Raw genomic sequence first — 13,359 nt, 5'->3', positions numbered from 1 at the left:
GATGACCAAACCGCTTGAAGGGATCCAGGTACTTGACTTAACCAATGTGCTTGCTGGACCCTTTGCCTGCCACCAACTGGCACATCTGGGCGCGGAAGTGATCAAGATCGAGACAGTCGGGCGGGGAGATCTCGCCCGCAATCTTGGCGCGGATCCCGACCTCTCTGCCAAAGGCATGGGCATCAGTTTTCTGGCGCAAAATGCCGGCAAGAAATCTCTGACGCTGAATTTAAAAGATCCACGCGGCAAAGACTTGCTCAAACGGCTTGTCGCTCAAGCAGATGTCCTGGTCGAAAACTTCCGGCCAGGGGTCATGGACCGGCTCGGTGTCGGTTATGAAACACTGCAAAAAGATGCACCGCACCTCATCTATTGCGCGATTTCCGGCTTTGGGCAGGATGGTCCCTGGGCACACCGCCCGGCTTATGACCAGATTGTTCAGGGCGCGTCTGGGGTCATGTCGATCACCGGTGATGCTGAGAGTGCCCCGTTACGGGTCGGTTATCCGCTGGCCGACACAGTGGGCGGACTGACCGCGGCCATGGCGATTGCGTCTGCCTTGAATGCCGAAAACCGCGGCACGTTTATTGATGTCTCCATGCTGGAATCGGTGCTTGCCACCATGGGCTGGGTGGTTTCCAACCATTTGATCGGCGGTGTCGCCCCGACACCCAACGGCAATGAAAATCCAACGTCTGCTCCATCCGGCGCGTTCCAGTGTGCAGACGGCCTGATCAACATTGCTGCGAACAAGGACGAGCAGTGGGAGATCCTGGCCAGACACCTCGGCAGGGAAGATCTGATCGGCAACCCGGAATTTGCCACACGCGAAGACCGCAAACACAGCAGGCTGCGCCTGAAAGCAGAGCTAGAAACAGTGCTGACAACGCGCCCGGCCCGGACCTGGGCCAAAGAGCTCAACAGGTTGGGCGTGCCCGCAGGAGCCGTTCTGACCGTGCCTGAGGTCCTCTCCCACCCACAAATCACAGATCGTGACTTTCTTGGCCACTTTGAAGAACCACCCGGGATCGGACGGCCGATCGACCTGGTTCGTATTGGCGCCATGATGGATGGCAAACGCCCCTCCGTCCCGACCCCGCCACCAGAGCTTGGCGCACATACTGAGGAAATCCTCGGCGAATTGGGTTTGCCGTCTGAAGAAATCAGGAAGTTGCGCAAGGAGGGTGTGGTGTGAGCGATCGAAATGACGTTTCAGATTGGTGGCGAACATCCATCATCGATATGGAGCCAGGCCGGATTGCCTTGCGTGGTCGTCCCGTCGAAGACCTGATCGGCAACACTGGCTTTGCCCAAATGATCTGGTTGATGGTCACAGGTAAGGAGATTTCCAGTCACCGGGCGCACTTATTCGAAGCCGCCCTTGTTGCGGCCGTCGACCACGGACCGCAAGCGCCATCTATTGCGGCCGCGCGCATGGCAGCCACTTGTGGGATCGGACTGCAATCGGCCATGGCAACTGGGCTGAACATGCTGGGGAATGTCCATGGCGGCGCAGGCGAGCAGGCGGTCGAGCTCTACCGTAGAATTGAAGAAACCGGTCTGCATTCACTTGAAGAAACGCTGAATACCTGGCGCGCAGAGCACGGGCGGTTCATTCCAGGTTTCGGCCACCGATTTCACAAGCCCGTGGACCCGAGAGCGCCACGATTGCTGGCCCTTGTTGAGGAGGCAGCAGCTGCTGGCGAAGTTTCAGGGAACTACGCTGCAATCGGCCGTGCCATCGAAAACAAGCTCGCAGAAGAGCGCAGCAAACCAGTTCCAATGAACATTGATGGCGCAACAGCCGTCATCTATGCCGAGCTGGGCTGCCCTGCTCCGCTGGCAAGAGGGTTCTTCGGCCTCTCCCGGTCTGTCGGCATTCTGGCACATGCTTGGGAACAAACCGAACAGGGCGGCCGCAACAAAGGACCAACACCACCAGAATACCGTTGGACATACGACGAAGGCTCAACCTCCAAGGACTAAGAGCCCGCCCACAAATTGCCTGAGCGTTCCATCCGGTGCCAGGCCGCCTTCTGTTAGCCTTGCTCCGCCCGAAGCAAGGCTTTTTTGTTTCATGCCCAACAATCACAGTCCAGCGTCCTCGGCCATGTCGCAAATGACAAACATCTGGACGAAAGGACAGTGTGCAGTTTTATGCATTTTGTGTTATTTTCTCCGAAAATCGGGAGGAAATAGCGGAAATGGACAGCTTCTGGAGCGTGTTGGCTGGAGCCTTTGGCTTGGTATTCGCGTTTAATCCAGACCTGATCGAAATCATTGGCCTGTCCATGCGGGTCACCCTGACGGCCGTCGTGGTTTCCTGCCTGATTGGGTTCCCTCTAGGGGCATTGGCAGGCGCGTTCCGGTTTCCCGGCCGGACACTTTTAACCATTATTCTCAATGCCTTGATGGGATTGCCGCCTGTTGTTGTCGGCCTGCTCGTCTATCTGATGCTGTCAGCTTCCGGCCCGCTTGGCCCATTGCGCCTGCTCTACACACCGACCGCGATGATCATCGCTCAAACGGTTCTGGTGACACCGATTGTTGCAGCGCTGACCCGGCAAGTCGTTGAAGACCTCAATTTGGAGTACTCGGAGCAGTTTGCGTCGATGGGTGTTGGACCGTTCGACCGGGTGACGGCTCTTTTATGGGACGCACGCTATAGCTTGTTGACTGTCGCGCTGGCAGGTTTTGGCCGGGCTGTTGCGGAAGTTGGTGCCGTTATCATTGTCGGAGGCAACATCAATCACGTCACCCGGGTGATGACCACGACCATTGCGCTTGAAACCTCTAAGGGCAATTTGGAGCTAGCTCTGGCACTTGGCGTGGTGCTTTTAACAATCGCGTTTACTGTCAATGCGCTTGTCATGACCCTTCGGGCCTCAGCTGTGAGGGCTGCTTATGCGTAACATGACCCTCGACACTCAATCGGCCCCGTCTGCAAGTCCGGTTCCAGACACTCGCGAAATCCTCCTGGAAACGCGTGGTCTTGGGTTTGAAACGTCCGGTCATCAGCTTCTTTCCAACATCGACCTTCAGATCCGGCGCGGATCCCGGACCGTCATCATGGGGCCAAACGGCGCCGGAAAGAGCCTGCTTCTGCGCTTGCTACACGGCTTGATCATACCGACTCACGGGCAAATTTTTTGGCAGGACCGCAAGCTCGACAAAATGGCCCGGCAAGCTCAAGCGATGGTCTTTCAGCGGCCGGTCCTCCTACGCCGATCAGCGGCAGCCAATCTGAAATTCGCTCTGCGGGTGCGGGGTCACAAAAGGCCTAAATGTGAAGGCCTGATCCATCAGGCGTTGAACGCGGCAGGGCTCGCGCATTTAGCACACCGCCCGGCACGAGTGCTGTCCGGAGGGGAACAGCAACGCCTTGCCACCGTCCGTGCCCTCGCCTGCGAGCCAGATTTGTTGTTTCTGGACGAACCCACCGCGAGCCTCGACCCAGCTTCGACGGCTGCCATCGAACAATTGATTCTCGACGCAAACGCCAAGGGTATCACCATCGTTCTTGTCACCCATGATGCCGGTCAGGCCAGCCGATTGGGGCAGGACGTCGTCTTCTTGCAAGATGGCCGGGTTGCAGAAACCGGAACTGCGGGCCGCGTGTTGACGATCCCCAAAAGTGAGCCCGCACGCGCGTGGCGCGATGGACGCCTCTACACCTCTCAATGAAACACCGCTCCACCCTTTTTGATTTTCAGGATCTACTTCATGTCCAAACGATTGTTTCTTAAACTTGTTCTCGCCGCTACTGCCGCGGTCGGTTTTGTTCAATCAGCAGCAGCTGAAGACAAGTTCATTATTGTTCAGTCAACGACCTCCACACAGAACTCCGGCCTCTTTGACGACCTCTTGCCAAAGTTCACCGCAAAATCGGGGATCGAAGTGCGTGTGGTTGCGGTCGGCACCGGACAGGCGATCAAAAACGCCGCAAATGGAGACGGCGATGTCCTCTTTGTGCATTCCAAACCGTCTGAAGAGAAGTTTGTTGCCGACGGTTACGGCGTGTCCCGCGCCGATGTCATGTACAACGACTTCGTGATTGTCGGCCCTGCCAGCGACCCAGCCGGTATTTCCGGTTTAACCGATGTTTCTGCCGCCCTCACAAAAATTGCAGAAGCCAAAGCAACCTTCGCCTCGCGCGGCGATGACAGCGGCACGCACAAGGCAGAACTCCGGCTCTGGACGGCTGCCGGGATCGACCCCGCACAGGCATCGGGCAGCTGGTATCGGGAAACCGGGTCCGGAATGGGCGCAACGCTCAATACGGGCACCGGCATGGGCGCTTATGTTCTGACTGACCGGGCCACTTGGATCGCTTTCGGCAACAAAGGCACGCATGAAATCGCTGTTGAGGGAGATCCGAAGATGTTCAACCAGTATGGCGTGATCCTGGTGAACCCGGAAGCCCATCCGCATATCAAGGCCGCCATGGGACAACGGTTTATCGCCTGGCTTCTGTCGAAAGAGGGCCAAACCGCCATATCCACGTATAAGATTGATGGCCAGCAGCTATTTTTTGCAAATGCGAACAAGGGATCCAGCTAGTTCCTCACCACATGCTGATACACCAACAAACCAAAACCCTTGTTAGAACCAACCATAGCGCCTAAACTCCTCGTGCGATGAATTGAACAGAAAAAGCGAGGTGCCAAGATGATAGATACCACCACGCTGGATGCCGGCTAGCACATACCGGACGTCATCGGAACATCTCTGACATTGTTCCAGTTCTCTTAACCTATTGCGCAGCTTCAATGCGTTGCAGCCATAGGATCGCACACCCATGTTCAAGCTCGAAAAACCCGCCGTTTCGGCGGCTCAAACCACACTGGCTGATCTCGCCAGCACACACGTTGCTATTCTTTCCGTTCTAAACGGAACCATTCAGGGAGACATTTGGGTCGACCACCGCACCAATCCGGAAGTGGCGATTGTTGTTATCGGCGATATGTTTTTTCTTGCAGGTGAACCGAAGCCTGCCGAGCACAGTTTGGAAAAGATCAGGGCAATCATTCCAGACTGGGCCTACCTTTATTGTGAAGACAATTGGTGTCCGCTTCTTGATCAGGTCTGGAGCAACAAATTCTCGTTGCCCCACCCACGGCTCCGTTTCGGTTTTGCATCTGGCATTCCGCAGCCTGTGCTTATCCAATCGCCTGCTGGATTTGAATTTGTACCGGTAGACAGAAACTTGTTTGACCGGAATCCTGGCAACTTGGACCTATTCCGACGCGCGGTCGAGGAATGGCGTTCACCAGATGCGTTTTTTGAGAATGCGGTCGGCGTTTGCGCGCTCCACAACAAACAAATCGTCAGCCATTGCCTGACAGACAGCGTGTGTGGATCACGGTGCGAAATTGGCGTTCGAACATCCTCAAAATATAGGCGGCTAGGACTTGCCCAGGCTGCCGCATCCGCAACGATTCATGCCTGTCTTCAGCGTGGAATTGCCGATATTGAATGGCATACGCATGCGTCCAACAAAGGGTCGATTGCAACCGCCAAGTCAATCGGCCTTACCGAACTGGATCGCTACACCGCTTATAGCTGCAGGTTGCCCGCGGAAAACATCGGTGATCTGGATTCTGCATACTGCGCAGAACTCGCCACTCACTTTGAACAGGCAAGCGCCGATATCAATTGGTGCCGTTTCCCCGCCGCGGGAGCAAGCGTCATGGCAGGTGACAACCAACGGGCACTCGACAACATCCGCTTTTTGCTTGAAAGCGATTGGCAGGGGCAAACGGCCTGGCTAGAGAATTTCTGGGCGCTTCAACCCCTTCAAAACGACCCGGATTTCCAGGCCCTTATCTCAAGCCGGCAAAAGTAGGCACACTGGCACTGGTCAAAGGTGCGCTACCGCTTGTGATTTCAACAAGCAGCGGACCTAATTCCCGAGTCGAACAGCATTGCCGGTTGTCTGATCGGCACTGGAAAAGCCGGCCCGGTCCAGAACTTGATTGGCGCCAATCGCAATCACAACGATGGCCGCAAAGGCGGTCAGCATGGCTTTCATTGGTGTCCTTCCCCGGCCTGGTCAGAGACCGTTGCCGTTTTCAAATATTCCACGAGGTCCTTGCGGTCTTCCGGCAAGACAATCCTCTGCATCGGCATCTTGGAACCCGGAATATAGTGATCGGGTCCATCTAAAAACAACTGATCGATGGTTTCGTCCGACCAGATGATATCAGACGTTAGAAGCGTTTCCGAATAACTGTATCCAGGCAGGGTGCCGGCTTTCCGGCCAAAGACCTTATGGAGCGTAGGACCGGCCTTGCGAATGCCGTCATCCGTGAGCGAGTGACAGATCGAACACTTGCGGGCAAATTGCCGTTCGCCGTTGCTCATTTCCTCTGGCTTGCGGAGGAAAAGCGGTGTCTCGGTAGCCATTGGATCAAAACTGGCAAGGTCTGCGACAGGCCACGAATAGACGATGTTTTCGATGCCGCCAGCATGAAGAATTCTGCCGTCCTGGGAAAAAGCCAGGGCCCAAATCGGTCCTTTAAGTGCGGCCCGGAAGTCGGTTTCGATCCGCCAGGATTTTGTATCAAAAACGGTGATATACCCCTGCCCGTCCCCTGTCGCGAGCCGCCTACCATCCGGACTGACCGTCAGCCCGAGGATCGGCCGCCGGTCCAAGGAAAACTCGTTCAGGCGCTCACCGGTGTTCAAGTCGATCATCCGGGTGACACCGTCTTGAGAGCCGTAAGCAAGCCAGCTCGCGGGTCCTTGGTCCCCACCGCCGAGGGCCAGCACATTGATGCCAAACCCATTGCGGTCGATTACGCGTTTTTCGGCTCTTCTATCCAAGTCCCAAAGGATGACGGAGCCATCAACCGACCCCGAATAAAGCGAGCGCCCATCTCGGGAAAATGCGACCGCATTCACGCCCGACGAATGACCGTTGAGGAATTGAGGCTCACCGCCCGCAACCGGCCAAAGGCCAATACGCGAATCCCAACTGGCACTGGCGATAAGTTTTTTGTCCGGCGAAACAGCGATCCCAACGACTTTTGCTGTATGACCTTCGAGCTTGGTTTGAGATCCGGCTTTCAGATCCCAGAGGATCAGATCGTTGTCGTCGCCAGCCGAGACAAGGCGTTCCTCATCAACAAAGGTCACCGCCTTGACGGCCGCCTCATGGCCTTCCAGCCACTGAGGCATGCGGCCGGACCAGACACCGACAGAGTTATCGAAGCTTGCAGTCGCAACAAGGCCATTTTCCTTGGCAACCGATATATCCATCACCGGTCCGCCATGGCCTTTCAGGGTTTGAAAATCGGCGGCTGCCGCCAGTTGCGATTGGCCACTGAAAACCACCGCCCCGGCAACTAGAAACCCATGCCACATCCGATTTTTATTTAGACAGCTAATCAACGGCGCTTCCAGCATTGATAAAACGTGAAAGGATGCACGGATAAAACCCGGACGCATCTATTCAGCCGGAACCGCCCCGGCGGCGTCCCGTTCCTTTTCGTTTGCTTCAGCTGCTTCGACTTCCTTGACCCAGAGGCCGTGGTGTTCGCGTGCCCACTGCAACTCCACCTCGCCCGTGCCCATGGCATCATAGGCACCTTCCATACCGACCGAGCCGATGTAGATATGGGCAAGCACAATGGCCATCAGGATGAATGCCAGGATCGCGTGCCACAACTGCGCCAATTGCATGTCCTCATGTGGCGCAAGTTCGGTTGGCAGAGTTCCAAAACCAAGAAGCTGCGGCAGGCCAGTAGCGTTTAAAGCATCAGATACAGCAGCAAACATCGGCATCTGGAAGGGGAACAACAAGGACAGCCCGGTGATCGAGATAAGCGCACCAAAAACGATCACGCTCCAAAAAATCATTTTCTGGCCAAAATTGAACTTCTTGGCTGGCGGGTGAACACCTTTTTTGAGGAGGCCACCACCCACGGCAATCCATTTCAGATCCGTCTTGTTCGGGATGTTGTGGGCAACCCACATGACAAAGACCATCACCAGCCCCAGCATGAAGGCCCAGGAGACGTTGTTGTGGACCCACTTTGATAAGTGGGCAATCGGATAGAACGCATCATGGCCGATCAGCGGAATAATCAGCATCCGGCCAAACAGGGTAATCAGGCCCGTCAGGCCGAGCAGTATGAAAGATCCGCCAAGAAGCCAGTGCCCAAAGCGTTCGATTGCCTTGAATCGGGTAATCGTCTGTCCGGTTTTTTCGCCGTCAATGCGGATTCTCCCGCGCAAGAGGTAGAACAAACCGAGAAAAGCGAGTGTAGCCAGCAGCAGGATGCCGCCATAGGTCGCCAACGGACCCTTGCGCCATTCCAGCCAGCGCATGCCGCCGTCCTGCATCAGCACAGTTGCCGGCTTCCCGCCGGAAGAAACGGTGATGTCTGCAGACCCGTAGCGCAGGGCCCGCCAGAGTTCAGGGTCGGACACACCGCCCAGCGTCCCCATTTGTGAGGATATACCAGCCGCAGAGTTAGGATCGCCGGTAGCATTTCTTTTGAAATCGTAGTCGACTTTTTCGCCGCGCTGACGCTTCAGGATGTCTTCAAGTGTCTGAGCTCCCCCTGTTGCCGAACGATCCATAGCGCCGTCACCCGCGCCAGAATCCTGCGCAACCACTTGGGTCATGAATGCAAACAGGACAGCCATAATCAGAGCCAGGCGTTTCATGTCTGGAACCTCACACGAGTACATCAGTCGGAGACACGCAGGGCGGCTGCATGGCCGCCCCGCACATGTTTGAAATCTTCAGAAGGACGTGAGACAGGTCCCCGCCTGGACACATCATCCAGACGGGTTCAGATGACCTGGCTTAACCGCCTCTTTGGCCGTATGCAGAGCCCCAGCCCCAGGCGCCGGAGCCGAAGCCACGGGCAACCACACGCTCACGGTAGATCGCCGACACAACGTCGCCGTCCCCTGCAAGCAAGGCTTTTGTGGAGCACATTTCTGCACACAGCGGCAGTTTGCCTTCCGCGATACGGTTGCGGCCGTATTTCGCGAATTCTGCGGTCGAATGGTTCTCTTCCGGACCACCTGCACAGAAGGTGCATTTGTCCATCTTACCACGTGAACCGAAGTTGCCCGCTTGCGGGAACTGCGGAGCACCGAAGGGGCAAGCATAGAAGCAGTAGCCGCAGCCTATGCACAGGTCCTTGGAGTGAAGGACCACACCTTCTTCGTTCTGGTAGAAACAATCGACCGGGCACACCGCCATACAGGGCGCGTCCGAACAGTGCATGCAGGCCACGGAGATCGACCGTTCGCCAGGTTTGCCGTCATTGATGGTGACGACGCGGCGGCGGTTGATGCCCCAGGGCACTTCATGCTCGTTTTTACAGGCGGTCACGCAGGCGTTGCATTCGATACACCGCTCAGCGTCACAGAGGAACTTAGCCCTCGCTTGTCCACCAAGTGCCATTCGTTCTCTCCTCCCTTACGCGGCCCAGATTTTGCAGAGAGTCGCTTTGGTCTCCTGCATCTGTGTGACCGAGTCATAGCCATAGGTTTGAGCGGTGTTGGTGCTCTCACCAAGGACATACGGATCAGCGCCAGCCGGGTATTTGGATCTCAGATCCTCACCCTGGTAGTGGCCGCCGAAGTGGAACGGCATGAAGGCAACGCCCTCACCGACCCGCTCGGTCACCATGGCCATAACCTTGACCTTGGCACCTTCTGCCCCTTCAACCCAGACCTGCGCGCCATCACGAACTCCGAGATTGTTGGCATCTCTTGGGTTGATTTCGACGAACATGTCTTGCTGCAGCTCCGCGAGCCACGGATTGGACCGGGTTTCATCGCCGCCGCCTTCATATTCCACCAGTCGGCCGGACGTCAGGATGATTGGATAATCCTTGGAGAAGTCCTGCTTCTGGATGGAAGCGTAAAGCGTCGGCAGGCGGTAGAATTTCCGGTCTTCATAGGTCGGATAATCTGCTACCAGATCCCGGCGCGGGGTGTAGAGCGGCTCGCGGTGCAGCGGGATCGGATCCGGGAAGGTCCAGACCACTGCGCGTGCCTTGGCATTACCGAACGGTGAACAGCCATGTTTGATGGCTACCCGCTGGATACCACCCGAAAGGTCGGTCTTCCAGTTGGTCTTCGGACCGGCAACCGCCTCAATCGACGCCCGCTCTTCATCGGTCAGATCGCCATCCCATCCGAGATCCATCAGCATCTGCATGGTAAATTCCGGATAACCGTCCTGGATTTCCGCACCTGGGTTCGAAACGCCATCAGCCAGCAGGTTCTGGCCATCGCGCTCCACACCAAACCTTGCCCGGAAGCTCAGGCCGCCTTCGGCAACCGGCTTGGACATGTCGTAAAGGTTCGGAGTGCCCGGGTGTTTCATTTCCGGAGTGCCCCAGCACGGCCACGGCATACCGTAGTATTCGCCGTCGTTCGGCCCACCGATCGCCTGTAGAGTCGTGCGATCGAAGGTGTGCTGGTTTTCCATATGCGACTTGATGCGTTCCGGAGACTGACCGGTGTAGCCGATCGTCCACAGACCACGGTTCAATTCGCGGGTGATGTCCTCCACATTCGGTGTTTCGGCATCTTCCATTTCAATGTTGCGGAAGAGACGATCGCCCCAGCCGAACTTGTTCGCAAACTTCGCCATGATGACTTCATCTGGCAGGCTCTCGAACAGCGGGTCGACAATCTTGTCCCGCCACTGCAGCGAACGGTTCGACGCAGTCACAGACCCACGGGTTTCGAACTGGGTACAGGCCGGTAGCAGATAGACACCATCGGTCCGGTCATGAAGCACGGCGGAAACTGTCGGATACGGGTCGATGACGACCAGCGTGTCCAGCATTTCCATTGCCTTTTTCATTTCCGACATACGGGTCTGGGAGTTCGGAGCGTGGCCCCAAAGCACCATGGCCCGAACCTTGTCCGGATTGTCCATATTCGCAGGATCTTCCAGAACACCGTCGATCCAGCGGCTCACCGGAATACCGGTCAGGTTCATCAGGTTCTTTTCTTTGCCGTCGGCGCCAGTCGTCTTTGCGAACTGACCTTTCAGCCAATCAAGATCCTCTTCCCAAACGCGGGACCAGTGCCCCCATGCACCTGCACTCAGGCCGTAGTAACCCGGCAGCGTATGCGACAGAACACCAAGATCTGTTGCGCCCTGAACGTTGTCGTGGCCACGGAAAATGTTGGTGCCGCCGCCGCTCGTGCCCATGTTGCCAAGGGCGAGCTGCAAGATGCAGTAAGCGCGGGTGTTGTTGTTGCCGTTGGTGTGCTGGGTGCCACCCATGCACCAGATCACGGTGCCCGGCCGGTTGTTGGCCATCGTCCGCGCAACGCGCTTCAGCTGGCTGCCCGGCGTACCAGTGACCCGTTCAACTTCTTCCGGGTTCCACTTGGCAACTTCTTCACGGATCTGATCCATGCCCCAGACACGGGTGCGGATGAACTCTTTGTCCTCCCAGCCGTTGTCGAAGATGTGCCAGAGAATACCCCAGATCAGGGCAACGTCCGTACCGGGACGGAAGCGGACATACTCGTTGGCATGTGCTGCGGTCCGGGTAAACCGCGGATCACAAACGATCAGCGGAGCGTTGTTCTGTTCCTTGGCCCGCAGAACATGCAAGAGCGAAACCGGGTGTGCTTCAGCCGGGTTTCCGCCGATGATGAAAATCGCCTTGGAATTATGGATATCGTTGTAGCTGTTGGTCATGGCGCCGTAGCCCCATGTGTTGGCTACGCCGGCAACCGTTGTCGAGTGACAGATACGGGCCTGGTGATCCACGTTGTTGGTGCCCCAGTAGGCAGCAAACTTGCGGAACAGATAGGCCTGTTCGTTGTTGTGTTTGGCCGAACCGAGCCAATACACACTATCAGGTCCGCTTTCTTCGCGGATTTTCATCATCTGGTCGCCGATCTCGTTGATCGCCTCGTCCCAGCTGATGCGTTTCCACTCGCCACCTTCCTTTTTCATCGGATACTTCAGGCGGCGTTCGCCATGCGCATGTTCGCGCACCGAAGCACCTTTTGCGCAATGCGCACCGAGATTGAAGGGGCTGTCCCATCCGGGCTCTTGCCCGACCCATACGCCGTTGGACACTTCCGCGATGACCGTACAGCCAACGGAACAGTGTGTGCAGACAGATTTTACGTTTTGAACGGCACCGGAGCCGGCTTGCGCCTGGGCTTTGGTAACAGATCCGCCCATGGCGGTGATGGCGGCCAGACCGCCTGCGGCAACACCGGAGCCTTTCAAGAAAGTCCGGCGGTCTACCGATTTATGTGCAGCGTCTCTAAGGATACTTGCACCCTGGGGGCGTCGCGCAACCCCATTGGTCTTTTTCCTAAGCATCTTGCCCTACCTTGCTAATATCGAAATCGATATGGCTGGGTTTATTCAGTGAACCGGCCATCGGGCGTCACGCAACCATCGGCCGGGGTGTCACAGGGTCCAGTTAGAACCGGGCGCTGTCGAGATATGCGCGGGTGTGCGCTGTATCTTGCATTTTGTCCGAAGACAGATCTGGCTCAGCTGCTTCCGCAGAAGCACCACCGCTCGCCACAGCAGCTGCTGCGACGGGCCCGGATATGGCCGCCAATTTTAAGAAATCCCGGCGTCCTGAACTTCGCTCAGGCGCCCCTTTATCGGGTCGTTTCATCGTCGCAATCCTCCTCTCCTAGCGGGCGGAAATGCCGCCCTAAATTGCCTACGTGAACTCCAATGCCGCCAGCAGAAAACCGCTGGCAACCTAGTTGGGCAGCATCTCAAATGCCTGGTCTTCGATCTCCATGAATTGCCGCCCCAGCGAGCCGACCGCCGAATAGAACACGGATGTTCCAGAAGCCTCCAGATCGCTGAAAAAGTGTATGGCCCAAGGGCCGACATGTGATTTGAAAAATACTTTTTGTTCGGCAACAGACGTCACCGTTCCAAAGCGCCCCACAATCAAACCACCCATGATTTCCATGAGGGATGCGATATGGTCCTCCGGCTCTTTTTTGCCCTCGGCACGTTCAATTCCACGCTCAGACATCGCCTGGCGGAGATTCGCCAAGGGCTTCTCATTCAAAAACCCGGTGAGATAGTGGCTGGCATAAGGAAGCAACTCTCCGCGGCCAAGGCCGATGAAAAGCGCATTGAATTCGCGTTCCGCGGTTTCCGGAGTTGTGACTGCCGAGACCTTTGCAAGAATACGAAGCGCAGATCCCAAGGGCGTATCATCGCCTTGCAAACTGGCGATTTGGCGCAGCAACTCTTGATCCGCTGGCGAAACCAGCAAAACACCCAAAAAATTATATAAGTCTGCTCTCGCCTGGTCTTCCGGGTCGATTACATATTCCGTCACAACAGCGGCCATGCGCCGTTTCCTCCCTCATACG

The 13,359-nt window shown here is 56.6% G+C and carries 13 protein-coding genes; 6 read left to right on the top strand and 7 right to left on the bottom strand.

Translation table 11 applies throughout. The annotated features are described in order from the left end of the window. Position 1: 1 nt before the first annotated feature. From FJ695_RS08670 to FJ695_RS08645, 6 genes are all read left to right on the top strand, one after another. Positions 2-1,195, top strand: a complete 1,194-nt coding sequence (locus FJ695_RS08670) for a CaiB/BaiF CoA-transferase family protein (RefSeq protein ID WP_141185066.1) — start codon at positions 2-4, stop codon at positions 1,193-1,195. Then, positions 1,192-1,986, top strand: coding sequence for a citryl-CoA lyase (locus FJ695_RS08665; protein ID WP_141185065.1), 795 nt, complete (start codon positions 1,192-1,194; stop codon positions 1,984-1,986). Before FJ695_RS08670 ends, FJ695_RS08665 begins: the two co-directional genes overlap by 4 nt. A gap of 218 nt (positions 1,987-2,204) precedes the next feature. Beyond that, positions 2,205-2,912, top strand: coding sequence for an ABC transporter permease (locus FJ695_RS08660; protein ID WP_141185064.1), 708 nt, complete (start codon positions 2,205-2,207; stop codon positions 2,910-2,912). Beyond that, complete coding sequence (locus tag FJ695_RS08655) at positions 2,905-3,684, top strand: ATP-binding cassette domain-containing protein (RefSeq protein ID WP_141185063.1); 780 nt, start codon at positions 2,905-2,907, stop codon at positions 3,682-3,684. Before FJ695_RS08660 ends, FJ695_RS08655 begins: the two co-directional genes overlap by 8 nt. 39 nt (positions 3,685-3,723) lie before the next feature. Next, entirely contained in the window at positions 3,724-4,560 is an 837-nt protein-coding gene (locus FJ695_RS08650; protein ID WP_141185062.1) for a substrate-binding domain-containing protein, read from the top strand. 238 nt (positions 4,561-4,798) lie between these two features. Beyond that, positions 4,799-5,845: a GNAT family N-acetyltransferase gene (locus tag FJ695_RS08645; RefSeq protein WP_141185061.1), complete on the top strand. Its 1,047-nt coding sequence runs from the start codon at positions 4,799-4,801 to the stop codon at positions 5,843-5,845. A 57-nt stretch (positions 5,846-5,902) separates the two neighbouring features. Here FJ695_RS08645 and FJ695_RS28395 read toward each other — a convergent pair whose 3' ends face one another. From FJ695_RS28395 to FJ695_RS08615, 7 genes are all read right to left on the bottom strand, one after another. Beyond that, a complete protein-coding gene (locus FJ695_RS28395; RefSeq protein WP_256370149.1) occupies positions 5,903-6,031 on the bottom strand; it encodes a hypothetical protein in 129 nt (42 codons plus the stop codon). Beyond that, complete coding sequence (locus tag FJ695_RS08640; protein ID WP_141185060.1) at positions 6,028-7,365, bottom strand: c-type cytochrome; 1,338 nt, start codon at positions 7,363-7,365, stop codon at positions 6,028-6,030. The genes FJ695_RS28395 and FJ695_RS08640 overlap by 4 nt, the downstream gene beginning before the upstream one ends. Positions 7,366-7,449: 84 nt before the next feature. Then, positions 7,450-8,673: a formate dehydrogenase subunit gamma gene (locus tag FJ695_RS08635; protein ID WP_141185059.1), complete on the bottom strand. Its 1,224-nt coding sequence runs from the start codon at positions 8,671-8,673 to the stop codon at positions 7,450-7,452. 142 nt (positions 8,674-8,815) lie between these two features. Beyond that, positions 8,816-9,424, bottom strand: a complete 609-nt coding sequence (gene fdh3B, locus FJ695_RS08630) for a formate dehydrogenase FDH3 subunit beta (RefSeq protein WP_141185058.1) — start codon at positions 9,422-9,424, stop codon at positions 8,816-8,818. Positions 9,425-9,439: 15 nt separating this feature from the next. After that, positions 9,440-12,331 (bottom strand): molybdopterin-dependent oxidoreductase, encoded by a 2,892-nt coding sequence (locus FJ695_RS08625; RefSeq protein ID WP_141185057.1) that lies wholly within the window; start codon positions 12,329-12,331, stop codon positions 9,440-9,442. 103 nt (positions 12,332-12,434) lie between these two features. After that, a complete protein-coding gene (locus FJ695_RS08620; protein ID WP_141185056.1) occupies positions 12,435-12,638 on the bottom strand; it encodes a twin-arginine translocation pathway signal protein in 204 nt (67 codons plus the stop codon). A gap of 90 nt (positions 12,639-12,728) precedes the next feature. Then, a complete protein-coding gene (locus FJ695_RS08615) occupies positions 12,729-13,337 on the bottom strand; it encodes a molecular chaperone (protein WP_141185055.1) in 609 nt (202 codons plus the stop codon). Between the last annotated feature and the right edge of the window lie 22 nt (positions 13,338-13,359).

The organism is Labrenzia sp. PHM005 (assembly GCF_006517275.1).
Classification (GTDB): domain Bacteria; phylum Pseudomonadota; class Alphaproteobacteria; order Rhizobiales; family Stappiaceae; genus Roseibium.
The sequence above is the reverse complement of the archived record's forward strand: the minus strand, read 5'-3'. Positions and strand labels throughout refer to the sequence as shown.

What these genes read in the sequence shown, in the direction of transcription:
- FJ695_RS08650 (WP_141185062.1), top strand. Translation starts at nt 3,724, where the DNA reads ATGTCCAAACGATTGTTTCTTAAACTTGTTCTCGCCGCTACTGCCGCG.
- FJ695_RS08615 (WP_141185055.1), bottom strand. Translation starts at nt 13,337, where the DNA reads ATGGCCGCTGTTGTGACGGAATATGTAATCGACCCGGAAGACCAGGCG.
- FJ695_RS08640 (WP_141185060.1), bottom strand. Translation starts at nt 7,365, where the DNA reads ATGTGGCATGGGTTTCTAGTTGCCGGGGCGGTGGTTTTCAGTGGCCAA.
- FJ695_RS08655 (WP_141185063.1), top strand. Translation starts at nt 2,905, where the DNA reads ATGCGTAACATGACCCTCGACACTCAATCGGCCCCGTCTGCAAGTCCG.
- FJ695_RS08625 (WP_141185057.1), bottom strand. Translation starts at nt 12,331, where the DNA reads ATGCTTAGGAAAAAGACCAATGGGGTTGCGCGACGCCCCCAGGGTGCA.
- fdh3B (WP_141185058.1), bottom strand. Translation starts at nt 9,424, where the DNA reads ATGGCACTTGGTGGACAAGCGAGGGCTAAGTTCCTCTGTGACGCTGAG.
- FJ695_RS28395 (WP_256370149.1), bottom strand. Translation starts at nt 6,031, where the DNA reads ATGAAAGCCATGCTGACCGCCTTTGCGGCCATCGTTGTGATTGCGATT.
- FJ695_RS08620 (WP_141185056.1), bottom strand. Translation starts at nt 12,638, where the DNA reads ATGAAACGACCCGATAAAGGGGCGCCTGAGCGAAGTTCAGGACGCCGG.
- FJ695_RS08660 (WP_141185064.1), top strand. Translation starts at nt 2,205, where the DNA reads ATGGACAGCTTCTGGAGCGTGTTGGCTGGAGCCTTTGGCTTGGTATTC.
- FJ695_RS08635 (WP_141185059.1), bottom strand. Translation starts at nt 8,673, where the DNA reads ATGAAACGCCTGGCTCTGATTATGGCTGTCCTGTTTGCATTCATGACC.
- FJ695_RS08645 (WP_141185061.1), top strand. Translation starts at nt 4,799, where the DNA reads ATGTTCAAGCTCGAAAAACCCGCCGTTTCGGCGGCTCAAACCACACTG.
- FJ695_RS08670 (WP_141185066.1), top strand. Translation starts at nt 2, where the DNA reads ATGACCAAACCGCTTGAAGGGATCCAGGTACTTGACTTAACCAATGTG.